This is a genomic window from Spirulina sp. CCY15215 (assembly GCF_016888125.1).
Lineage (GTDB): Bacteria > Cyanobacteriota > Cyanobacteriia > Cyanobacteriales > Spirulinaceae > CCY15215.
Genome location: NZ_JACSWA010000610.1, coordinates 1 through 23,790, shown reverse-complemented (window position 1 = coordinate 23,790; position 23,790 = coordinate 1). Strand labels below are relative to the sequence as shown.

The 23,790-nt window shown below is 40.8% G+C and carries 19 protein-coding genes and 1 pseudogene; 7 read left to right on the top strand and 13 right to left on the bottom strand.

Annotated features, from left to right (window positions below):
* Nucleotides 1-72 precede the first annotated feature (72 nt).
* The 6 genes from JUI58_RS24835 to JUI58_RS24810 all read right to left on the bottom strand — a co-directional run bounded on the left by JUI58_RS24835 (nt 73) and on the right by JUI58_RS24810 (nt 5,043).
* Nucleotides 73-282, bottom strand: coding sequence for a DUF2949 domain-containing protein (locus JUI58_RS24835; protein ID WP_204106543.1), 210 nt, complete (start codon nt 280-282; stop codon nt 73-75).
* Between the two features lie 273 nt (nt 283-555).
* The gene (locus tag JUI58_RS24830) at nt 556-1,053 is read right to left on the bottom strand and encodes a DUF192 domain-containing protein (RefSeq protein ID WP_204106542.1); all 498 of its coding nucleotides are present in this window, start codon (nt 1,051-1,053) and stop codon (nt 556-558) included.
* Between the two features lie 8 nt (nt 1,054-1,061).
* A complete protein-coding gene (gene nblR / locus JUI58_RS24825) occupies nt 1,062-1,757 on the bottom strand; it encodes a response regulator transcription factor NblR (RefSeq protein ID WP_204106541.1) in 696 nt (231 codons plus the stop codon).
* An 87-nt stretch (nt 1,758-1,844) separates the two neighbouring features.
* Nucleotides 1,845-2,762, bottom strand: coding sequence for an NAD(+) kinase (locus tag JUI58_RS24820; protein ID WP_204106540.1), 918 nt, complete (start codon nt 2,760-2,762; stop codon nt 1,845-1,847).
* A gap of 61 nt (nt 2,763-2,823) precedes the next feature.
* Entirely contained in the window at nt 2,824-3,810 is a 987-nt protein-coding gene (locus JUI58_RS24815) for an SDR family oxidoreductase (RefSeq protein WP_204106539.1), read from the bottom strand.
* Nucleotides 3,811-3,873: 63 nt separating this feature from the next.
* On the bottom strand, nt 3,874-5,043 hold the full coding sequence (locus JUI58_RS24810; protein WP_204106538.1) for a glycosyltransferase: 1,170 nt from the start codon (nt 5,041-5,043) through the stop codon (nt 3,874-3,876).
* Nucleotides 5,044-5,226: 183 nt separating this feature from the next.
* Here JUI58_RS24810 and JUI58_RS24805 point away from each other — a divergent pair, with 183 nt between their 5' ends.
* Nucleotides 5,227-6,390, top strand: coding sequence for a GuaB3 family IMP dehydrogenase-related protein (locus JUI58_RS24805; protein WP_204106537.1), 1,164 nt, complete (start codon nt 5,227-5,229; stop codon nt 6,388-6,390).
* A gap of 23 nt (nt 6,391-6,413) precedes the next feature.
* Here the strand turns inward: JUI58_RS24805 and recJ are convergent, their stop codons facing one another.
* Nucleotides 6,414-8,792, bottom strand: a complete 2,379-nt coding sequence (gene recJ, locus JUI58_RS24800) for a single-stranded-DNA-specific exonuclease RecJ (RefSeq protein WP_204106536.1) — start codon at nt 8,790-8,792, stop codon at nt 6,414-6,416.
* Nucleotides 8,793-8,838: 46 nt separating this feature from the next.
* Here recJ and JUI58_RS24795 point away from each other — a divergent pair, with 46 nt between their 5' ends.
* A complete protein-coding gene (locus JUI58_RS24795; RefSeq protein WP_204106535.1) occupies nt 8,839-9,669 on the top strand; it encodes a class I SAM-dependent methyltransferase in 831 nt (276 codons plus the stop codon).
* Between the two features lie 20 nt (nt 9,670-9,689).
* On the opposite strand, the gene JUI58_RS24790 is transcribed toward JUI58_RS24795, so the two are convergent.
* Both JUI58_RS24790 and JUI58_RS24785 read right to left on the bottom strand, forming a co-directional pair.
* The gene (locus JUI58_RS24790; RefSeq protein ID WP_204106534.1) at nt 9,690-11,180 is read right to left on the bottom strand and encodes a HAMP domain-containing sensor histidine kinase; all 1,491 of its coding nucleotides are present in this window, start codon (nt 11,178-11,180) and stop codon (nt 9,690-9,692) included.
* 153 nt (nt 11,181-11,333) lie between these two features.
* Complete coding sequence (locus JUI58_RS24785) at nt 11,334-12,164, bottom strand: YheC/YheD family protein (RefSeq protein WP_204106533.1); 831 nt, start codon at nt 12,162-12,164, stop codon at nt 11,334-11,336.
* 93 nt (nt 12,165-12,257) lie between these two features.
* Here JUI58_RS24785 and JUI58_RS24780 point away from each other — a divergent pair, with 93 nt between their 5' ends.
* Complete coding sequence (locus JUI58_RS24780; RefSeq protein ID WP_204106532.1) at nt 12,258-12,965, top strand: hypothetical protein; 708 nt, start codon at nt 12,258-12,260, stop codon at nt 12,963-12,965.
* Between the two features lie 18 nt (nt 12,966-12,983).
* Here the strand turns inward: JUI58_RS24780 and JUI58_RS24775 are convergent, their stop codons facing one another.
* Nucleotides 12,984-14,186: a GNAT family N-acetyltransferase gene (locus tag JUI58_RS24775; RefSeq protein ID WP_204106531.1), complete on the bottom strand. Its 1,203-nt coding sequence runs from the start codon at nt 14,184-14,186 to the stop codon at nt 12,984-12,986.
* Nucleotides 14,187-14,371: 185 nt separating this feature from the next.
* Between JUI58_RS24775 and JUI58_RS24770 the strand changes: the two genes are divergently transcribed.
* Nucleotides 14,372-14,824, top strand: a complete 453-nt coding sequence (locus JUI58_RS24770) for a hypothetical protein (protein ID WP_204106530.1) — start codon at nt 14,372-14,374, stop codon at nt 14,822-14,824.
* Nucleotides 14,825-14,995: 171 nt separating this feature from the next.
* On the top strand, nt 14,996-18,814 hold the full coding sequence (locus JUI58_RS24765; protein ID WP_204106529.1) for a hypothetical protein: 3,819 nt from the start codon (nt 14,996-14,998) through the stop codon (nt 18,812-18,814).
* 68 nt (nt 18,815-18,882) lie between these two features.
* On the opposite strand, the gene JUI58_RS24760 is transcribed toward JUI58_RS24765, so the two are convergent.
* Nucleotides 18,883-20,814 carry a pentapeptide repeat-containing protein gene (locus JUI58_RS24760; RefSeq protein WP_204106528.1) on the bottom strand — a complete coding sequence of 644 codons (1,932 nt, stop codon included), beginning with the start codon at nt 20,812-20,814 and terminating at the stop codon, nt 18,883-18,885.
* Nucleotides 20,815-20,974: 160 nt separating this feature from the next.
* The gene (locus tag JUI58_RS28295) at nt 20,975-22,192 is read right to left on the bottom strand and encodes an adenylate/guanylate cyclase domain-containing protein (protein ID WP_204106527.1); all 1,218 of its coding nucleotides are present in this window, start codon (nt 22,190-22,192) and stop codon (nt 20,975-20,977) included.
* A 176-nt stretch (nt 22,193-22,368) separates the two neighbouring features.
* On the opposite strand from JUI58_RS28295, the gene JUI58_RS24750 reads away from it, so the two are divergent.
* Nucleotides 22,369-22,911, top strand: coding sequence for a redoxin domain-containing protein (locus JUI58_RS24750; protein ID WP_204106526.1), 543 nt, complete (start codon nt 22,369-22,371; stop codon nt 22,909-22,911).
* A 118-nt stretch (nt 22,912-23,029) separates the two neighbouring features.
* On the opposite strand, the gene tnpA is transcribed toward JUI58_RS24750, so the two are convergent.
* Nucleotides 23,030-23,458 (bottom strand): IS200/IS605 family transposase, encoded by a 429-nt coding sequence (tnpA, locus tag JUI58_RS24745; RefSeq protein WP_239121702.1) that lies wholly within the window; start codon nt 23,456-23,458, stop codon nt 23,030-23,032.
* 70 nt (nt 23,459-23,528) lie between these two features.
* On the opposite strand from tnpA, the pseudogene JUI58_RS24740 reads away from it, so the two are divergent.
* Nucleotides 23,529-23,790, top strand: a pseudogene (locus JUI58_RS24740) (RNA-guided endonuclease TnpB family protein); the annotation flags it as partial.

Below are 23,790 nucleotides of genomic sequence, written 5' to 3'. Positions count from 1 at the left end.
ATCAATTACCCTCCTCATCTCCCAACTATCAACTATCAACTATCAACTATCAACTACTTACCTATCAACTACTTACCTATCAACTATCAAAGGTGATTCTTCTAACCAGTCAAAAATACGTTCCAATTGTTCGAGAGTAATCAAACCATATTGCCAGAGAATCATGGGAAAAGACCCAGAATCACGTTCAAAATAGCGTTGGGCGATCGCGATCGCATCTTGTGGTAAAGCTAATTCTTCGTGAAGAAAACGAATAAAGCGAGTATAATTAGCGGGCTGCATTTCCCCACCTCCTGATTGAAAAAGATTGTTTTAGTAAAGGTTTATTAAATTTTTGATTCTTTAGTTTTTCTGAAAAACTCTTTATTGTACTCGATCAAAAAATCACAAAAAATCTGAATTTATTTTCGTATTGTATTTTAGACGATTTCCAGTCAAGGAATAATCTCTAATCTGATCGCAACCGAATTAGAATGATTGTAGCCGACAAGAGAGGAAAATTATAACAAAAATCGAGCAAATAACTAAGAAAATCTGAGTTTAAGAAAATATTGCTTAATTTAAGAATTCAATTGTAATGCGATCGCCTATTTTGAGTCCTAATTCTTCTGCTCTTCCCCCCCGTAATTCAATGACGCGATCGATCTCCTCGGGGGGACCATAAGCGGGACATTGAGAAGCAGGTTTATTGCAGGGGGGGACATTCGCGGCGATATAAAGTATCTCGCCATCCTGCAAAAATACCATATCGAGATAGATACTAACATTCTTCATCCAAAAACCGACTTGACGAGGAGGAGTGAAAGAAAATAGCATCCCGCGATCGCCAGGCAAGCGATCGCGAAACATCAAACCAAGTGCCTGTTGTTCGGGAGTTTCGGCAACTTCTAATTGAATTGTTTCGCCCCCCATTGTGGCAGTTGCGCGAATTGGCAGCATTTGACCTTGATTTTCGGCGGTAACGGGTTGAGAGCCTTCAGAAGTCACAACAGGAACACATCCCCATAAAAACAAACCCAGTATAACAACCCAGCCCAGTTTAAAAGGTTTCATATTTTTCCTCAAGTTTCTCTTAAAACATATCCCACGCCACGCACGGTTTGAATAAGACGTTTTTCGCCCTCATCCTCGATTTTAAGGCGTAGATAGCGAATATAAACCTCAATTACATTCGATTCTCCCAGAAAATCATAACCCCAAACATTTTCGAGAATTTGCTCCCGCGTGACGACTTCCCGAGGATGAGACATTAAGTATTTAAGCAGTTCATATTCCTTCATGGTCAGATCGAATTCCCGACCATTACGAATAGCCCGACGGGTAGTTAAATCCAAAATCAAGTTGCCAAAACGCAATTGTTCGGAGGACTGTTGTGGTGTTTGTAGATAAAGATGAACTAACTGTAACAGGGTTTCCACGCGATAGGGCTTGAGAATATAATCATCCGCCCCAGCTTCCAAACAGGCAATGCGATCGCTAACCGTCTCAGTCGCCATCAACATTAATACCGGAGTCCGACTGCCAATGGCGCGAAGTTCGCGGCAAAATTGAAATCCCGCTTCTCCGGCTTGAGTGCGATCGATCAGTACCATTGCGGGCTGGATCTCGTTAGCCTTTTGTAGGCTTTTATCCACATCCGAGGCAATCTCAATCTCATATCCCGCTTCAGTCAAATCCCGATAGATTTGCCGCGTACATTTTTCTTCCGGTCTAACCACGAGAATACAGGGAGAACGCTCTAAAACTGCTATTGCCATAAAACTTACTGAGTATAAATGCTTATCAACCTCCCTACTTATAACATGACTATCGAATCTAGCAACTGTTCCTTCCTTGATGGGGGATCAGGGTAGTTCTACGGAAGTGGGCTTGGCAATATGGGGAAGTCCCCAACCGAGCTTTTCTCGGAGAATGCGGAAGAATTCCGGTGGTTGCAAGCGCATAAACTTAGCGGAATACTGAGCCTTTTCAATTTGTACCCGATCTTGGGGCAGAACGGCACAACCGCCATTTCCATCTACAACCATAACCATTGGATTAGGATTAGCGGGAAAAATTGTCACGATTTCTTGATTAGAAAAAACCAAGGCGCGAGAAGCCAGAGAATGAGGACAGATAGGAATCAGTTGCAGTGCAGGAATGCCTGGGGTAACAACGGGTCCTCCTGCCCCGAGGGAATAAGCCGTCGATCCCGTGGGGGTTGAAACAATGACTCCATCCGCAGCGATATCAATGGGTGCATGACGACCGATTTGTACCTCGAAATGGCACATACTGGTTAGGGGTTCCCGGTGTAGCACCATTTCGTTTAAGCAGAGGGCTTCCCATAAAAGGCGATCGCTTCTGAAGATTCGCACGGCCAGCATGGTTCTTTCTTCAACTTCATAGTCTCCCGCGATCGCCTGTTCGATGGCTTCAGAGAGTTGGTTAACATAGGTTTCTGTGAGAAATCCCATGTGTCCCGTATTGACTCCTAACAAAGGAATCCCTAAAGGCGCAACTTGGCGGAATGCCGCCAATACGGTGCCATCTCCCCCAAAGACAATACCAAAATCCATACTGTCATCGAATTCTGGGGGAACTAGGTTTTCGATGGGGGTGTGACAACTCGGACTGCCTGGTTTAGAAAAGCCCAAGATGCCGCCATAACTTGATGTCAGGAGGACTTCACAGCCGCGATCGCGCAGTTTAGCTTGGATTTCACTGGCAATGCGACAAGCCGTGGGTTTGAGGTCGTTATAAAGAATGCCTACTTTTGGCACGGTAAACAATCCAGTTTGTTAACAAAGGGACAAATCAAAGTGAGAATAATTCTGAGAATCATTAAGGTCTGTTTTTAAAAGGAGAACGTTTCTTCTTTTTGCGTTGTTTTTCTTTTTCCTTTTCGTAACCAATTTCTTTCAATTTTTTCATAATGCGCGAAAAATATTCTTGGAGATATTCTTCGAGGGTAGTGGTTTCTTCTGGTTTGAGGCCAAGGGTGGTATAAACTTCATCCATTGGTGCATCAAGGGGAAGATCGCTGGCCATTACTTCAGCAAAGGTTAAGCGATCGGCAATATTCCCTCCCCATTGGAAGAATCGCAAAATTCGGCGCATAAAACGCAAAACCGACAACTTCAGTTTAGCGGTTTTTGCCGTTTTCCCAGATAAACCTTCGCACAGTTCGATAATTTCGAGAGTTCCCCAGGGGCGGGTTCCCACGAGGGGGAAGCTACGATTCTCTGTTTCTGGGACTTCGAGGGCGCGAATGGTAAATTTAGCAATATCAAGGGTATCTAAATAGGCGATCGCGGTACCTTGTCCCGTCACCCAAACCACTTGATTATCTAAAATCGGCACGGCAAATTGTCCAATTAACCCCTGCATAAAACCACAGGGTTTTAAAATAGTATAGTTTAGTCCCGATTCTGCTAAGAATAGTTCTGTGCAGTGCTTAATTTTCATTAAGGGAACGTGGGGGAATTTCTCAGAGTTCAAGATTGAAAAGAAGATATAACGGTTAATTCCTGCTTTTTTTGCGGCTTGAATTAAAGCAATTTTCCCTTCCCAGTCTACTTGTTTGATACTTAAAGAGTCTGTGGCTTTTGCGGTTGCTGCATCAATAACAACTTCAATTCCATTCAGGGCTTCTGCTAATGTTTCTGGTTGGCAAATATCGCCATAAATGAGTTCGGCTCCCCATTCTTTTAAAAATGCTGCTTTTCTCGGTTTTCTGACCAAACAGCGAACCTGATGACCTGCATCAAGAGCGCGACGTGCGACTTGTCTTCCTAGGGTGCCTGTGGCACCGACAACCAGTACTTCCATTTATTATCTTAAAGGTATTTGTAAAGTTTCTATAAGATTTTATCAGGATTCGGTGATTTGTTCTCAAGAAGGGATTACAAAATGAGATGATTTGAGGAGTCGCGCCAATATCCGACAAAATTGAGGAAAATCAAAGCGTTCGAGGGTTTTTTGTCTGAGAATTTCTGGGTCGAAAAGGGTTCGGTTGGGATGGGTTCCCTGCAAAATTGCGATGAGATTATCCGCGATCGCCTCGGTATCTTCGGGATTTACCAAACAGCCATATTTGCCATAATCCAACGGTTCTACGGTGCCATCGCGATCGCCGCCAAGAATGGGTTTCCCACAAGCCAAAGCCTCCAAATAAACAATCCCAAAGCCTTCTCCGGTACTGGGTAGAGCGAAAACATTACAGAGATTGTAATGATCGCACAGTTCCTCATCGGCAATGAAGCCCGTTAGAGTAACGCAGTTTTGTAAGCCGAGTTTCTGTGCCAGAGCCTGAATACGAAGGGTATCACCTCCTTTTCCCCCCAGAATATAGTGTACGTCAGGAAAATAACGGCGAATTTTGACGAGAGCATGGAGAAGGCGATCGTAGCCTTTATATTGTGCCAAGCGAGTCAAGGTGAAAATAACAGGCTGATTGGGTGTTAAACCGTAGCGTTGCAATAAATAAGACGGTTTGGGAGCAGGTTGGAAGCGATCGCCGAGGATGGTATTGGGTAAAATTACCACGCGATCGGGATCTAGATTTTGTTCGGCGAGGAGGCGATCGCGAGTATAGCGACTGACGGCGAGAATGCGATCGGCAGAGCGTAAGGCTTGTTGGCGTTGGGGATGGGCGAGATCCCAACCCTCCAAACCGTGAACGACAATCCAATAGGGTGTTCCTGTGAATCGTTTTAGCCAGTAGCAAGCAATGCCGTAGTTGAGGTGAGTGGCAATAATGAGACGCGGGCGTTCTAGAATTCCCATTATTATCGTACTGACGAACATCAGCAGACTTTGCAACCATCGGGGAAATTTGCCGAAACAGATAAAGCAGGTTTGAGCTTGAACGGGAACATAGGAAGAGAAAGGTCGTTTACGGGGTTTATCGTATTTGAGAAAGACTCGATAACGGTGATGGGGATGTAGATTTTGCAAGGCTTGTAAAAGAAAAGCAGAATAGACTTGTATTCCTCCTTTAAACCCAAAAATATTGGGAAAAAGGAGGAATAAATCAGAACGTCTGTACAAGGGATTGAACATGGGGGAACTCGAGGAAGACTCTATAATTTGTTCTCTGGTTCTGTGGGTTATTTTTATGCAGCCCAGGATTTTCTAGTCATAAAACTAGAACTTGCGATCGGGTAAATTCTTGCGGTTTCATCCCCAACGCTCCTCAAAATTTGATAGCCTAAGCTAAATTAGTTTTGGGAACGAAAAAAGAGCGTGGATATTTCAATCGGTCGAGGTAAAACCGCTCGACGAGCCTACGGATTTGATGAAATTGCCCTTGTCCCCGGACAGAGGACGCTAGACCCAAGTTTGGCGGACACTCGCTTTACAATTGGCAATATCGAGCGAGAAATTCCCATTATTGCTAGTGCAATGGATGGTGTTGTCGATGTGAATATGGCGGCATTGCTCTCGGAATTGGGCGCAATGGGGGTTCTTAATCTCGAGGGGATTCAAACGCGCTATGAAGACCCCAAACCCATTTTAGATCGCATTGTTTCGGTGGGAAAGGAGGAGTTTGTTGGCTTAATGCAGGAACTTTACGCTGAACCCATTAAACCTGAATTAATTGCCCAACGGATTAAGGAAATTAAAGATCGTGGGGCGATCGCGGCGGTTAGTTTAACTCCGGCTGGGGCGCAAAAGTATGGCAAAATCGTTGCTGAAGCGAAGGCGGATCTCTTGTGCATTCAAGCCACTGTTGTCTCTACGGATCATTTATCTCCGGGGGCGATCGCGCCTTTAGATTTGGCGCAATTTTGCCAAGAAATGCCGATGCCGGTGATGTTGGGCAATTGCGTGACCTACGAGGTGGCTTTAAAGCTCATGCAGGCGGGTGCGGCGGGGATTTTGGTGGGGATCGGGCCTGGGGCGGCTTGTACCTCTCGCGGCGTGCTAGGGGTGGGTGTACCCCAAGCGACGGCGGTGGCTGATTGTGCGGCGGCACGGGATGATTATTATCGAGAAACGGGTAAATATATTCCTACGATCGCCGATGGGGGAATTGTGACGGGGGGAGATATCTGCAAGTGTATTGCTTGCGGTGCCGATGCGGTTATGATCGGTTCTCCTATTGCCCGGGCGAAGGAAGCTCCCGGTGTTGATTATCATTGGGGTATGGCGACTCCAAGCCCTGTTTTGCCAAGAGGGACGCGCATTAATGTCGGGACAACGGGAACAATTAAGGAAATTCTCGTCGGTCCAGCTAAATTAGATGATGGTACTCACAATTTACTCGGGGCATTAAAAACCTCGATGGGAACTTTGGGTGCTAAGGATATCAAGGAAATGCAGCAAGTTGAAGTGGTTATTGCTCCTTCTTTATTAACAGAAGGAAAGGTTTACCAAAAGGCTCAACAATTGGGGATGGGTAAATAGTCGTCGGGTGGGCATTGCCCACCTTATTCTGTATTTGTGGTATTGCGATCGCGGGCAACAAAGGATAAGGTATTTTGCAATGTATCTACCGGAACTTTATAAAAATATTGGCGTTGAAATTGTTCTTCTTCTAGGGCATTAATAAAGTGTTTAATTTTCGCTTCTGGATGAGGTTTAGGTTCTTCTATTGCGGTGATTTTTAGGGAGATAGGGTTATTTTTAATTGCAAATCCGATCGCCTCTAAAGCTGCAATTCCTAACAGTAGGGTTGGAGAACTAATCTCAAGTTTTTCTTGCAGCTTTTTATAGGTTGTTGTTTCTGCTGTACGATGGAGATATTTAGCAATTCCTGCTAGTTTGTGCCAGATTTCTGCTGAGGTTAAAGGGTCTGGAGATGGATAAGCAAGGGCAAGTTTCTGGGTTTCTAAAACTGCTTTGTGAAATTCTCCAGAAATTTTCTCCCAATTCGTCGGACAATCTTCGAGTAGAATTGTCGCGCTAAATTTTTCGGCTTCTAATATCTTACCTCGCCAATCTAAAAGAATATTAGGTGCATAAAAGTCATTGCGATCGCTTTGATTTTTGTTGCAAATGCGAACAGCAATTAAGCGCACTTCGTATCGATTTTTATAGGTATTATAATCTAATTCTACAATAGCATCACAGGTTTGATTTGCGGGTAATTCATGTTTATAATGTCCCCACCAAACACCGGGAAATTTCGAGGATGAACTGCGATCGCCTATCTCAAAGGTTGTTTTAATATATTGAATCTTTTTACGGCGATGATCTTCCGTATTCTTGTGCCGTATATTTGTAAACCAACAATTTTCAATCAGGAGTTTGGGAATGGGATTTCCCATACCACAAGGTTCTAAAAGATTCAATTCTTTAAACAATTCTTTACCTAAATCGGCAACGGTTACGGTAATATCTGCACTAATGATGGGAGTGAGTTCTGTTGTGTTAATTTGCAAGCGAACTTCTTGATTAATTGCTTCAGTAAAAAGCGGCAAATTTTCAACCAGAAGACTCAAACCTGCTGCATAAGGATGTCCTCCAAAACGATGCAATAAATGTTTTTGAGAATGTACTAATTGATAAAGATCAATTTTATTGGTAGAACGCGCAGATCCCCTAGCAAGAGATAATTGTGGTTCTTGGTCTGTTTTCTGTTGCTCGTTTCCTGTTGCCTGATCGTTATTTTGCGTGCTTAATAAGATGGTAGGACGACCATATTCTTGAGCAATTTGTCCGGCAACTAATCCTAAAACTCCTGGGGACCATTGCGAATCTTCTAAGACAATAACATAGGTGGTTGATAAGTCAAGTTGTTCGAGTTTTTTCTTAACAGAATTTGTAACATTTTTTTGTAATTCTTTGCGACGACTGTTAGCGAGTTCTGTTTCTTCGGCGAGATGTTGACAGCGATCGCGATCGGGACTGGTTAATAATTCTACGCAAAAGTTAGCATCTCCATGAATGCGACTCACTGCGTTAATTCGAGGACCCAAACCAAAGGAAATATCCGTGGGGCGATCGCCACTTCTCCGACATAATTTTAACAGTAAAGCAACCCCTGGACGAGTGGGATTTTTCAGTTGTTTTTGTAATTGTTTGATTCCCTTTTGTGCTAAATAGCGACAGTCTCCCTTTAATTCAACGAGATCGGCAATTAAACCAATAGCGACTAAATCTAATAATTCCGCGAGGGGTTTTTGAGGAATTCTGGGAAAGGTTTCGTAAAGTGCTTCGACTAATTTATAAGCAACAGCAACCCCAGAAAGATGATAGAGAGGATGAGTTGGTTCTAAATAACGAGGATTAATAATTGCGACAACATTGGGACGATTTTCTGGTAAAGTATGGTGATCCGTGACAATAATATCAATGCCTAATTCTGCGGCGCGATCGATCTCTTCTATATTGGTACTTCCCGTATCGCAGGTAACAATTAATTTTGTTCCCGTCGCTGCTAATCTTTCAATTCCGGGGATGTTTAAACCGTGAGATTCACTCAAGCGATTGGGAATATAATAATCTAACTGCAAATATTGAGCAAAAAACTGTCCCAAACCGTCCCAGAGGACGCTAGTGGAGGTAATACCATCTGCATCAAAGTCCCCCCAGATTGTCACCTTTTCCCCTGCTTCTCGTGCCTTCTGAAGGCGTTTAATGGCATATTTCATCTCCTCGCCAAACTCAAAAGGACTCGCAGGTTGATAGCGATCGCAATTAATAAATCCTGGTAGTTTTTCTAAATCACTGATATTTCTTTGCCAGAGTAATTGTGCAGCAATTTTCCCTTCTGAGGATGGACAGTAGGGTTTAATCGCGGCAATAAATTCCGCAGGAACATCGGGAGTAGAGGGAAGTTGCCATCGAGGAGAAAGAGAATTCATTTGCTTATTTTACGCTAATATTTGAGTATAACTAAAAATCAAGATAATGAACAATTGGCAAAAACAAAAACAATGGTATGCGAGTCAAGATTTGGAAATCCGCAAAACTTGGTATTCAAGTGTTGCTGAGGCTTATAATCGAGTCAGACCTCGTTATCCTCAAGAATTATGCGATCGCGCGATCGAAGTTGTTCAATTGCGTCCCGATGCAACTATTTTAGAAATCGGTAGCGGCCCTGGTAATGCTACCATTGGATTTGCTAAATTGGGTTTCTCAATGGTTTGTCTCGAACCCAGTCGAGAATCTTGCCAATTTTTAGAGAGTAATTGTAGCGCATATCCTCAGATTGAGATTATGAATACTTCTTTTGAGGAATGGAAATTAGAACCAGAAAAATTTGATGTTGTTTTAGCGGCTAATTCTTTTCATTGGATACCTCCAGAAGTGAGTTATGGCAAAACTGCTAATGCTTTAAAACAAGAAGGTCATTTAATCTTATTGTGGAATTTACAACCAGAACCCCGATATGAAGAATATACAATCTTACAGGAAGTATATCAAAAATATGCTCCCTCGCTTTCCCGTTATGAAGGTAGAAATAAACAAGAAGAAGTCCTAAAAAATTTTGGTGATGAAATCTTAAAATCGGGACAATTTCAAGATTTAATTTCCGAACAAATTCCCTGCCAAGTTACCTATTCTGTGGATGATTATTTACTGCTTCTCGATACTTTTTCTCCTTATCAACGAATAGAAAAACGCGATCGCGAATTATTATTTATAGGGTTAAGAGAAAGAATTGAGAAGAATTTTTATAGCAAGATCGAATTCTCTTATCTTTCCGCTTTTCATATTGCCAGAAAAATAAGTTTTTAGTGAGTAACATTTAAACTAGACTAAAGTTTAGTTTTCTGCTTTTGTAGATCGGGCTTTTTGAAAGGAGAATGATGTACTCCGAGAGGTAGAAAAATAGTTAAAACTTCTCCCTTTTGGGGACGTTGACGAATTGTTAGTTTTCCTCCCAATATCTGAAAAAGATTTTTGGTGACATCGAGATTTAAACTTAAATTTCCTGTTTCGGGTTGGAACATTAATAATTGTCCCATTGACTTTAAAGAGTGGGTTAAAGCAACATTTTCTGAAACCAGTTGTACCTTTAATTGATGTCCTGCTGTAGCAACTTGAACTTGCAATTGTCCTCCAGTTGGTAAACTGCGGGTAAAACTTTCCATGAGTCCCGAAAGGACGCGACTCAACATTTCTGGGTTGCTGAAAACAGTAGGTAATTGTTCGGGAAGCAAGATATCAAGGGTTATATTTCTTCCTTGTGCTTGTTTTTTCCAGCGAGGAATATTGTGTTGAATAATTTGTTTGAGAGAAATGGGAATTAATTGCACATTTTCTGATTTTATCGGTTTGCTTTCTAACTCCGCAGCCCGAAAAATAAGTTCCATGCGATCGATTTGATCTGTACATTCGCGATCGATAATTTCCAAACGTTCGATCGCTTTAGGGGCAAGATTTTCTTGCTTTTTCAATAACAACCGTGTCAACATCCGAATGGTTGTCAAAGGTGTGCGTATTTCGTGAGTTAGTGCTTGCAGTAATTCAACTTCAGAAATGAGATCGGATTCTATTATTTTTTCTTTATCTTCCTTTTTATCACAGGAGATATTAGCGGTAGTTTGTACGGAAATCAGGGGAGAATTATCGGGTAAATTTGTCAACAAACGGCGACTAAAAGCAGTTACGAGGCGATAATCTGGAGTCGGAGAAGGGACAAAGCGATCAGCAATTTTATCTAGGGAAGCAAGGCGATCGCTACAGAGAATCATAAGGCGCGATCGCAGGGTTTGCCAAGCTAATTTTACAACATCAGGATCGAAGGAAAAGCGAAACTGTATTTTTCCATTTACTCCTTTTCCCAAAACCAAAACTAACCCAAATTGAGGGGTCAAAGCAAGGCAAAATCTCTCGTTAGCAAGAGGATCTGTTACAAGGAGAGGATATTCTGGAAATGTTGGCATTTTTGTCTGTTGAGATTGACAAAAAGCAGCAGGTAGGGAAAATTGCGGTTGGCGTTTTGGGGCAAAAACTCCCACTTTCAAGTGAGAAAATATTTCGGGTTTACATAAAACTGGGGTCGATCCTGACAGCAATAATCCTTGATAAGTCTCCGTCAAAGTTTCCCTCTCAGAGGGGATTAATTTCAGCAATAATTGTTCTAGTGAGGCGATCGCACTGTACCATTGACCCTCTGCTTTTAATAGGGTGTTAATGGAATATAGGGTGTCGGGTTGGGAATTTTGCTCGTCTTTTTCCCAACTTTCCTCACTTTTTTCTACCACTTGACTTAAAGTGGGTAATGACCAGTCTAGTCCAACCATTCCTCTTTACCCTCTTACAAAAACTCGCGTTTGAAGGTGACGACATCCCTCCTGTTAGTTTAATATTAACGCTTTTACTGTTTCTACCATAGCAGGAGAACCGAACCTTTTCAGTCATCAGTTATCAATTATCAGTTACCAGTTATCGATCTTTTATTGATCTTGTAGTTTTTTAAGAATTTTTTTGAACAGTTGGATGATAATTTCTTCGCTGTTGTCTCGGACAAAAATATTATAATTGGGATGAGAATTGATTTCAATTAACCACAATTGATTGTGGCGATCGCGGGCAATATCAAATCCACCATAACTGATGTCGAGATTTTGAAAGACGGGATTAACAAAATTTTGGATTTCGGTGACGATCTGGCGATCGGTAATATGTCTCGCTTTTGCACCTTCCCAATGTAAGGGGCTTAAATTTCCTGTAAATTTTGCATTTTTATTGTCTTTATTATAAAGTAAAATGAGTTCTCGGTCTAAAAATACGGCTCGATATTCTTGTTCGATGTTAATATATTCTTGCGCTAAGGCAACATAATCACTATTTTTACTATTAGTATCAAAAATTGTTTTTAGGGAATTATTCGCCTCCTGTTCATTTTGACATAAAAAAACATTATTTCCCGATGTTCCGCGATTTCGTTTAATAATGACAGGGAAGGAAAAATGAGTTTGGATTTCTCCTATAATTTTTCCAACTGTATCGAAATGCAAATATTGCTGATATTTTTCGTCGCAAAAAGGAGTTAAAAATGCCAGGGTTTTAGGATTGTTGACACAATCTTTAAGGAGTCTATAGGTATATTCTTTGTCGATGAGAATTTTGGCGATCGCCTGACTGATGAGGGGAACTGTATAGTTGACAAAGTAATAGTTTTGTTGTAATTTAACTCGAACTAAGTTTTCTGTAGGGTGAAGGATATCGTAATCGATTTTTAGTTGTTTACACGCCTCGATTAAAAGGCGAATATTTGTTAGCATATTGATTTAATGATAAATTCAAAAAATTGCTTGCGTTCGGCATTCCAGTTTTAGTATTATAGACAAAATAAAATCAGAAAGCAAGATCAGCAAATGAAGCAAAGATATACATTAAAACTATTGAATTTAGCTGCATGGTGGGGGATCAGTTTTACACTGGTACTCCTTCCTTCTTCTCCCGTCAACAGTCAAAATTTTGATAGTTTTCTGCGCCAACCTCCTCGATATTGTCCGGAGAATGGAGGCAGTGGAGAAACCTTGATTCGCTATGTTACAGAGAGTTTTTATATCTATGTTTGTCAAGGGGGAAGAGGAGGCGATCGCAATGGCTTAGATTACTATAGCATCAATCGTCAAGACCCCAATAAATTCATCAGAGTAGCGGCGCTTCCCGGTGAAAATGAGCATGAATATTATGGCAGAAGCGCGATCGCACTTTATCAGATTGATGACTCTCAATTGACGATCCTTGAAAATGGTGAGATAGTATTAACAGAACCCGTTCAATCTTGCATTAAAAAAGATGGAAATTTGTGTAATGGAACGTTTTTATATGATTCCGAGGAAGGGTCTGCTTTTGAACCTTTTGCACAATGGCCGCCGAGTTCATCAGAACTAAAGCGTTTCCTTGGTCGCAATGCCCAAGTTGTTTCCCAATTTCTAGAAGAGTTGGACTATTCCCCCAGACTTTACCGCGATTCTACCGTGGGAAAAATGTATGTTGATACTGGTAGAGGAATGCTCAATTTTTGGTTTTCCCTCGATACTAATGAATCTATTTATCGGGTAGAATTTTACTAAAATTGTGCGATTCAAGACTTAATCATTACAGAAATTAAAGTTAATTTCTTGTTTATTGAAGGGTAAATCTTGATTAATTGCCTCAATTTCCTGCTGTTCCATGTCGTTGATTTCATCAACATAAGAACAGAGAATTTTTCTCATGCGAGGGTCATAAAAACGATGTAAACTATGGTTAGGTGTTGCCGGAAATCCTCGGCGGCGCTTATGTTTTCCTCCTGCCCCTGGATCGAACATTTGAATACCTTGAGAAATTGCCCATTCAATGGGTTTATAATAACAGGCTTCAAAATGAAGACAATCAAACTCTTCTAAACTGCCCCAATAACGTCCGTAAAGGTTCTTATCTTTTCGCAGACAAAAAGACATCCCGACGGGTTTCTTGGTATCTTGTTCGTCAGAATAAGCTGCAAAGAGAACAACGCGATCGCTATAATTGGGATACAATTGCTCAAAAAATTTGCGCGTTAAATATTGACTGCCCCAATAAAATTTACTACAGGTACTGCTGTAAAATTGATGAATCATAGGATAAAGAAAATGGGGAATTTCTTCTCCAGTATAAACTTCCATTCGTAACTCAGCTTTAGTCACAGATTTTCGTTCTCGTTTGATGTTGCGTCGTTGGTTAGCATTAAAAACCTTTAAATAGTCATCAAAGGTTTGAAAGTCCAGATTTCCCCAAATATAACTATGATGTAACCAACTACTAAACCCATGAGATTCCATCACTTTACGCCATTCGGGATCGACAAAGAGAAAATTGCATCCCGAGAGTTGATTGCGATCGCAAAAATGGTCGATCGCCCCTACCATTATTTCTGTTAAAGTGTCCTCGTCTTCTCCTGGGGCAATTAAAAAACGATAACCAACCACAGGAGTAAAAGGAGTCATTCCCAACAGTTTTGGATAGTAAGAAACCCCCAAACGATGCGCGAGGTCCCCCCATTGATGGTCGAAAACAAACTCGCCGTAACTGTGACCTTTAAGATATAAAGGGGCTGCTGCAACCAGTTGGCGATCGCGCCATACGGTTAAATGACAAGGTTGCCATCCTGTTTTTGCTGCTACACTACCAGAGGTTTCGAGATTATTCAGCCATTCCCATTCTAAAAAGGGCGTTTCGAGAGGTTGGGCTAACTCATCCCACGCCATTTGGGGAATTTCCGACATTTTGTGCAGCCAAGTGAGGGAATATTGAGAAGATGCGTTGTGAACCATAACAACTTAGAGAAGAGTCGATCGCGTTCTTTCTTAGGTTAATTCATATTTCTTCATCTTTGACAATTTTTAAAAATATTTTAGCCAAAAAGGGCGATCGCATTTCAGATCGGTCAAATTTGGGAATAAAATAAAGTGTCAGTAAGTTGATGTAGGTTTAACAAACAATAAGGAGATTGGAGTCCATGACTGTCACTTCCGAAACTGGCCTCAAAGAACTAGGAGATTTAATCCTTAATCTCGATCGCAAATTTGATACCAAGTTTAATGAACTTGATAAAAGAATCGATACCAAGTTTAATGAACTTGATAAAAAAGTTGATACCAAGTTTAGTGAACTTGATAAAAAAGTTGATATCAAGATTAGCGAACTCGATAAAAGAATTGATACCAAGTTTCACGAACTTGATAAAAAAATTGATACTCAGTTTCACGAACTCGATAAAAGAATTATTGAGGTTGGTAAGCAAATTGATATTCAAAGTACCAAGATTGAAGGGACAAATCAACGAATTGATGATTTCAAAGAACAACTGAATAAGCAAGATAACCGTCTTTGGGGATTTATCGGGGTATTATTTACGGCATCTTTAGGCGGAATTAGTGCTTTTTTAGTTCGCTATTTATTTTTGCATTAATTGCTCATTTATCAAGCAATAAAAATAAACTACTCTACAGATTTACATTTTGAGATACACCCCAGTAAAAGCGTGCCGATCGCGGAATTGTCCCAATAGAGAGGAAATAATATTATCTTTTTCGAGTAAATTATAGACAGTGTAAAATATTGTTAATTATGAATTATTCCCATGTCCTCTAATATAAATCGCTTTTTACACTTGGAACTTACCGTTAGTGCCTCGCAACCCGAACTATTAGATGGTTTAGAATATTGGTTGCAATTAGGATTACTGGACGATGGCCAAGTAAAACAACTAAGTCAGCGCTATTTAACCTGTACTCTTCCCGAACCTATTCTCAAGGTCGAAAAACCAAAAATTAGCCAATCTTCAAATCAAGAGTTTGCCGAAGAAATACCCATCCCAGTCCCTCGCAAAAGAAAACTTGTAGCGCAAAAAATTGCAACATCTCAACCTTCTGGACTCGAGAAAATTTTCCAATCTTTTAAAGATGAATTAAGTTTACGCTGGCTATTTTTCCTCGGCATTTTTCTCGTTATTGTTTCTTCGGGAGTCATGGCTGCAACCCAATGGCAAGAAATCAATTCCATTGGACAATATGGTATTTTATATGTTTATACTTTAATCTTCGGTCTTTCTGGCTGGTGGACGGGGAAAAATGAGAAACTACAATTAACCTCTCAAACCTTAACTATTGTTGCATTATTACTCATTCCTATTAATTTTGTGGCGATGGATAGTTTTGGGCTATGGCGCAATTTGATAGGCTGGCCTGTTATTGCGATCGCGGCAATAAGTTTGAGTATTATGACCTTTCTGTTTTCCCGGAAAGCGATCGCGATCGAAGCATCTTTATTTTTAGGATTATGTTATTTACATTGGGGATGGAGTTTTTCAAATATCCCTCTATTGGCGATTTATTTAGGCACAATTCCAACAGCTATTCTCTTACGGAGAAAGTTCTCTCAAGCAAAAAAACTCGATCTTTCGCGAGTCTTTTTTGTTCTTTTTGCCCTGACAATCTTGTTTGTTCGTGGCACAATTCTGGAACAATTACCCCTAGCAGAATTAGGTTTAGCTATTGGTATTGGAGGTTGGATCTGTACAGAAATTGTTCCTTTCCTTAAGTCTTATACTATCCTTTCTAAAATCCTCGAAATTACTGGTATACTCCTAATCTTATTCGGATGGAAAGTAGGGATTTTTGTTGAAGTTCCTTGGCAGTCTTTAGCAGTTAGTGGCTTAGGTTTTTGGTGCTTCTTGAAACGATTAAAGCAATATTGGCATGGGTTAGATTTATTGGCATTATTTGCGATCGGCGCACAAGGATTAATTTTACTCGTCCGCTTAATTCCGCTAAAATCTTGGGATAATTTTTTTGGGATTTTAACCAATCTTACGGGTTATGAAAATATTGCCAGTTTGTTTATAATTAGTGCATCTTTTGGCTACAGTTTTATCTTTATCGGCTATACGAGAAAACTGTACCGACTCGATAAACCCAAACTCGCTTATTTTGGCGAAGGATTGGCACTTACATTAGGAAGTATAACCTGTTTATATGCTGCATTTATTCCTTCTTTACGATCGCTTTCTTTCCTATTCTGGGCAATTTCATTTCTCATGGTTGCCCATCGTGTTAAAGTGCGTCCCGTAGCAATCTATTTAGCACATCTTTCCAGTGCGATCGCAATTTTAGCAATTTTTCCGTGGTTATTTCCTCAATTTACAACTGAGAATTATGCAGTTATTTTCCTTATCTGGGCGATCGCGGAATGGATCGCCTTGATGGGATTAGAAAAAATCAAGATTTCAAACCTAACAAAAGTTGCAGTAAAACATCTTTCAATCTGGTCTTTAAGTTGTTGGCATTTAGGATTTATTGGGGCAATTGGCAGCTATTTTTGCTCGATTATTCCTGATACAAATTCTATTTTGCCAGAACCTTCTTTAGAATGGTTACTGATCCCCCTAACTTTAACTGTAGTCTCTCGAGTCAGTCCTCTTCGTAACCGAGAAGCCGTTTTTGCTAGTGCGATCGCGCTTTTCGCCGTCCAATTTTTACTCCTTAGAGACCCTTTTCCCAGATTAATTGGTTTGGGAGTCGCAACAGGATTAACGATCGCCCATACAGACTCTCTAAAACGCAAGGAAATTGCATTTGTAGGCATCGGTTATGGGTTAGGATTAGGAATAGCAATATTTTGGCAACAATTACAAATTGCAGAATGGTTATTGATGGGTGCGATCGCCGTCGCATTCCTCTGGGGTGGCGATCGCTTCTTGCAATCGCGATCGGGCAATCTCGCTAAAGTCTATCGAGAAGCCGCCGATATTTGGGCAATTATTCTCACAATAGCTCTATTAACCGGACTGACCACCGCGATCGCCGTCGGATACAGACAACCTCTATCTATTCATTGGGCGCTTTTCATTGCACCTATAGTTTTAACAGGGGCGATCGCCTTTCGCAGCCAGTCAAAACTCACCGAGGAGATTGTTTGGGGAGTCGTCTGGGGGCTAGAATTAATCATCAGTAGCGGACTATTGTTAGTAAATGCCTCAATCTTAACTCTAGCTGCGGTTAATATCCTGATTGGCTTCTGCATCGCAGTCGATCGCCTTGTAAACTTGCGATCGCCCTTTATCTCACTCAATACATTTCGCCTTATTCCCCTATTTTATGCCGTTTTAGGGCTAGTTATGCGTGGAGAATACTTCACCCCATACACCGGATTTTTGACCCTTGGTGCGGCATTAACAGGGCTGGCGATCGCTATTCCCTGTCCCGGTTGGCAAGGACTTTCTTATCTCTCTCTGGCGGGGATTTCTGCGGGCTTATACGAACTCACAATTTACCAAATGTCCCAAGGATCGGGAGGGAGTCCCATCGATGGGCTAACTATCCTAGCTGCGATCGCCGTCGTTATTGCTGTCAGTTATCGCAGTTTGGTCTTAATCTTACCACTTCGTAATAATCAGAAAACCTATAACTTGCGACGAAAAGATATTACAATCGTGGGAAATATACACTGGGCGATCGCCAACATCTTCATGCTATTCGCTTTAGGTTTGAGTCTTAATTCTCCCTCGCAATTGCGCCTTTTAGGAACAATAATTTGGGTAATTCTTGCATTTTACGCCATTCTACAAGGACGCGGCTTAGACAAGCCCAAACGCAACGATTTATGGGTGATTCTAGGCGTTATTGCAGCAGGCATTCTCTCGGTTTATCTCCGTTTATTTTGGCCGGAATATAGGCTTGTTGGTGTTGCTGTTGTCCCGATAAACTGCGCGATCGCCTTAGCCCTTTATTCTTTACCTTGGCATCATTGGGGATGGCGCAAACAACCTTGGCAATATTGCGCGATCGCGGTGCCTATTATTGTCCTATTTGGGCAATATCCCTCTATTTCTACCCTAAATTTATTCATCGTAGCGGCCTTTTATATCCGAGTAGCACAACAGTCAAAAAATTGGCGTTGGACGTATTTTGCATTAGGATTTTGTAATTGGGCGATCGCGCGTTTTTTTCAAGAGAATCACCTTCAAGACCCTCTTTGGTATGTTTCCCTGGGCAGTTTATCTATTATCTATATCTCTCAATTCGATCCCGCTTTACAGGACTCCTCTCAATCCAAAAATCGCCATTTATTGCGCGTTATTGGGAGTAGTTTAACTTGTCTTATTGCCCTAGTTTTGCATTCAGAAACTGGACTCGTACCCATTTTGATCGGATTATTGGCTATCTTGATTGGTTTAGGTCTAAAAGTGCGGGCATTTCTTTATGTAGGAACCATAACTTTTCTTTTTGCAACCTCCTATCAATTGATAGTCCTCATTTTTCACTATGCCTTTTTAAAATGGGTTATTGGCTTAATTTCTGGTATCATTTTAATTATTGTTGCTGCAAACTTTGAACGCAGTCGCGATCGCGTTTCTTCAACCTTACAAAATTGGCTAACTCAATTGAATACTTGGGAGTAATGATTCTAGATTTTTACTGAACCAGTCTTGTACAAGAATTTAGTTAAGTTATCAAACTGGATTTAATATTATGTTGCATCGCGATCGATAGAACTAACTGTTTTTCCATCAGGTAAGATTGCTCCAGTTAATTTAGCATTATTTAGATTTGCTCCTTTGAGATTTGCTCCAGTTAAATTAGCCTTCTCTAAATTAGCATTTTGTAAGTTCACCCCCCGTAAATCTGCTCCAGTTAAATCTGCTCCGGTTAAATTAGCAGAGTTAAAACTTGAACCGATTAATTTGGCATTATTTAAGGTAGCACCGCTCAGGTTAGCCGAATCTAATCTTGAAGCGAGTAAATTGATTTTAGACAAATTAGCTCCACTTATATTAGCACTAGAAAGATCAACACTCTGAAAAATAGCCTCGCACAGATTCAAACCCATTAAATTAGCCCTTCCTAGATTAGTTTGGATGAATTTAGCTTCCTTCCATTCTACTGCTGTTAAGTTGGCAGAGTAAAGATTTGCATGGGTTAGATCGGCTTTACTTAAATTGGCTGCTGTCAAATTGGCAGAGTTAAGATTTGTATAAAGCAATTTACAACCGGTTAAATTTGCTGTTGTTAGATCGGCTTGACTCAAATTAGCCTTATAGAGATTTGCATTAGCCAAATTTGCTTGTGCTAAATTAGAATTCACAAGCATAGTAAATTGTAAATTGGCCTCTTCTAAATTTGCTCCTGTCAGAGATGATAGGCTCAGATCGTAACCTGCTAGATTGGCTTTTTGTAGAGAGGAATTAGGTGCAATTAAATACGCTCCAGTTGTCACAGAATCGATATCTATCGGAAACGCAGTATCGTGGTCATAAACTGAGCCTTTGAGATTCACTCCTGTAAACTCAGCCTCTAGCAAATTCGCTCCTAACAAATTTACGCAGCTTAAATTGGTTTGAGTTAAATTAGTCCCTATTAGATTTGCTTTCTTTAAATTAACTCCAGTTAGATCGGCTTGACTCAAATTTACACTATTTAAGTTTGCAGATTCAGAAAACTTGGCTTTATTTAATTTTGCTTTTTTAAGATTTACATTTGTCAAATTTGCTCTTTCGAGATTTGCTTCCTTCAAATTGGCTTCAATTAGTTCTGAGTTGGTTAAATCTGCACCGGATAAATTTGCCCCGCTTAAATTAACTTGTATGGCTTTAGCTTGGCTTAAATTGGTGTTAGATAAAACAGCTTTAACGAAGCAAGATTGAGATAAATTTGCACCTGTTAGCTGTACCCCTGATAAATTAGCTTCTTGAAAATTGGCACTCACTAAATTTGACTTAGTTAAGTTTGAATTACGATTAAAATTTGCCTTATAAAAGGTTGCTTTTGATAAATTGGCTTTATGGAGATTGGTAGCATAAAGGATTGCTTTGCTTAAATTTGCCCCTTGTAAATTGGCTTCGCTTAGATTAGCTTCGCGTAAATTTTGTTTGCTTAGATTGAGTTTGTTTAAATTCAATGCGACAAATTCTCGATCGCCTTCTTTATACCGTTCTAACAATTTTTCTGCTGTAATTTCTGCTTCTTCTTCATTTTCCACTGTTTCGATTAACTCTTCTGTTTCTATGCGATCGCTAAACTCTTGCGACATTTCAGAAATTAGCTCTGATATTTCCCGAGCAGGATCTTCTGTTTTCTCGACAAAATCTCCAGAAATTCCCTGAAGTTGACGCTCCACCCGCTCATAAAACTGTTTGACAATATCTGGAGATTTTGCTGCGGAAATCGCTTTCTTATCTCCCTCACCACTTAAATTCCGTAAGCGATCGACCTGTTGCTGTAATTCGCTAAACTTAACTTGTAGCGTTTCAACATTTCCTAACTCTGGTTGCTGCAAAATTGCCTTTACTTCCTGTAATTGACTGTCAATGCGCGTAACAGATTCAGCGATCGCGCTTTGTTTGCGTTCGAGTTGTTCGACTCGGAAACTTAGAGAAGCCAGTTCGAGTTTAAAATTTTCCATAGGTGAGCTTGAGGGAAATAGAACAGTTACTTGTCTAACATTAATTTACCGTAACTCGATCGCGGATCTGATTAAAAATTGCCTTATACATCACGAAACTCAACCACCTAGAGTTATCGCGATCGCCGTTAACTTTAGCATTGTCCGACCACTTAACTGTTCATTGCAAATACCATGCCGTTAAAGGTTGACTTTTTCCCTTAGCCTGAATAGGTTCGCGAGGAATTACCGAAATTTCTGACTTGAGAGCCTGATAAATAGTATCGGAAAGGGTGATTTTTCCTGCGGGTGTAGAACTTTCCAAGCGTTTCGCAACATTGACTACATCCCCGATCGCCGTATAGGTGCGAACCTCATCACTGCCAAATAATCCCTCAATAACGCTTCCTCCATGCACTCCACAACCCGCACCTAAACCATAACAAGAGAGTAACGGTTGTACAGCTTCCTGCATGGCTCGAGCTGCTGCGATCGCCGAGTGAGGGCGATCATAAATAGCCATAACTTCGTCAGCAGTAAAAGACACCTTTAAAGGATTGTAACGGGTAGCAGCAGGTTCGGCACAGTGATAATAATCATTGAGCACTCGAGCCACGCGATCGGGAGATGTGGTTTCGCACCATTGAGTAAAGCCGCGAATATCCAGAAAAACAATTGAGCGATCGCAACGCTGAAATAAAAGCGCTTCAGGATCTGACACCGCAGCACTCACCGCATAACTGCCCATTCCCCATTCTGCCAAATGGCGCAACTTTTGAGCAATTTCGTGTAACTTTTGTTGCTGTCTCATCACTTGTAGAGTCTGTAAGCCCAATAAAAGACCAATAACCAATAGACTTTCCCCTAAAAAAATTTGTGAGGAATTTGCTCGAGCAAATATAGTCAAGTTACCCTCGTTATTTTTCCAGAATAAGGTTTGGTATAGTGCCAATAACATCCCTAAACGGATCAAACTTTCCAAAGGAACAAGGACAACTTTAGAGCAAGGTAGCCAATGACAGTGCAACCCCTGCAATAAGGCGATCGCCAGAGAAAATACCCCTAAAATCAAGTGATTGGGTTCGGCAAAAAATTCCCATCCATCAAGGGGAAAATCGACCAAAGTATAGCAGGTAACACCAATTAAATTTCCCCAAAATCGATTTGCTTGGGCATGGGATAAATACCATGCTTGAGCAAGCATAGCAAAAATAATTAGATAGTGAGCGGGTTCATGAAGATAGTTATCCCAACCCATGAGAGCAATTTCTGAGAGAGAATTGAGAATGAGAAAATGTCCGCTATTGGTCAAAATCTCTCGGAAAAAAGCACTGCGACGACTTTCATTTAATTTGCGATCGAGGATTTGCGATCGCTCGCCTCGAGTTGATATAGTCACGATTTACTTAAATTAATTGGGTTGGGCTGGTCTGGCAATGTGCTATACCCATTATGCGATGTCAATCTGAAAACGACAAACGATTTAATATTCTTCTTGAAAAGGTTCGCTACTTGACTCAGCACAATGAAGAGAATTAAACTATATTGTTTAAAGTCAAATAACCCAGAATTATTATGTTACATTCAATGGACTTTCGCGGTTTATTAACACCACGTTTCTTGAAAAACTTTTTTCCAATTCCTGCAACAAATTCTCTCATTTTAGGGCGCAAGTCTCCCGATTTTCTCCTACCGGATATTACCAACCAGAGTACCGTGCGATTGTCAGACTATCGAGGTAAAAAAACAATTATTGTTGCTTTCACGCGCATCTTTACCGATCGCCAATATTGTCCTCTTTGTTATCCTCACATTCAACAGTTGAATGAAAACTACGAAAGTTTCACCGAGAAAGGAGCCGAGATTTTTATGATAACCAGTACCGATCGCCGACAAAGTGAAAAAATCGTCAAAGATTTGAGCCTAAAAATGCCTTTATTAAGTAATCCGAGTTGTGATGTGTTCCAAACGTATCAAGTCGGCCAAGCCCTCGGCGCTCCTCTAGCGGCTCAGTTTATCATCGATCGCCAGGGCGTTTTGCGCTACAAACATTTATTTTCCTTTCTCAACCCTAATGCACCCGTCGAAAAACTATTAGAATTAACTGCAAATTGTTAGCTTCTGAGAAGGCAATGAAAATGCTAACAACCAATAGGGGGAGTCTGAGGGGGGATTGGTTTCCCCACTCGTCTATACGGTGGGGCGGAAAATCCCCCCTCAGAAATGTACGGACGTTTCATGAAACGTCCCTACCATCCTTATTTCTTCCTCCGCTTTGGTTTTGGATGTACTGCTTAATGGTTGCCAAAGGAGCGCCACCGCAAGAAACGATGCACTTGGAATCATGCCAAAGTTTAACCTTGTCCCCCCAATAGAACTGGCTAATTTCAGCCTTGTATTCTTTTCTTAAAATTCGACTACTGGCAGATTTCAAAGAAGCAACGAGATTTGAAATATTGTTGTTAGGGTGAAGTTGAATGAGAAGATGAACGTGGTCGGGTTCACCCTCAAACTCTTCAAGTTCACACTGATTGGCGTTTAGAACTCTTTTTATGACGACTTTCATGGTTTCAAGCATCGCTTCACTCAACACCTTTTTACGAAACTTGGTGACGAAAATGATATGAAGGTGAATATCATAGACAACATGAGCGCCTTTTTTCATAGACCTTGCAGATTTTTCGAGTCAGTGCTATAGTCGAGTATATTCCAAGCCATGAAGGAAAAGCAAAAAAATGGCAACGAGGCGATTAACATTTCGATTATATCCCAATCAAACTCAGCTTCAAACGTTGTTTGCGGCTCGTCGCCTTCATGCTTATTTATATAATGCTTGCTTGGCGCATCGGCGCTTTGAATGGCAAAAAAATAATAAGTCAATCGATTATTTTACGCAACAGAATGCCTTGCCAGCTTTCCGAGAATGTTGGGAAGAATATAAGCAATTAAATCTATCTTCTTTGCAAGCAACAGTAAAGCGAGTAGATTTAGCTTATA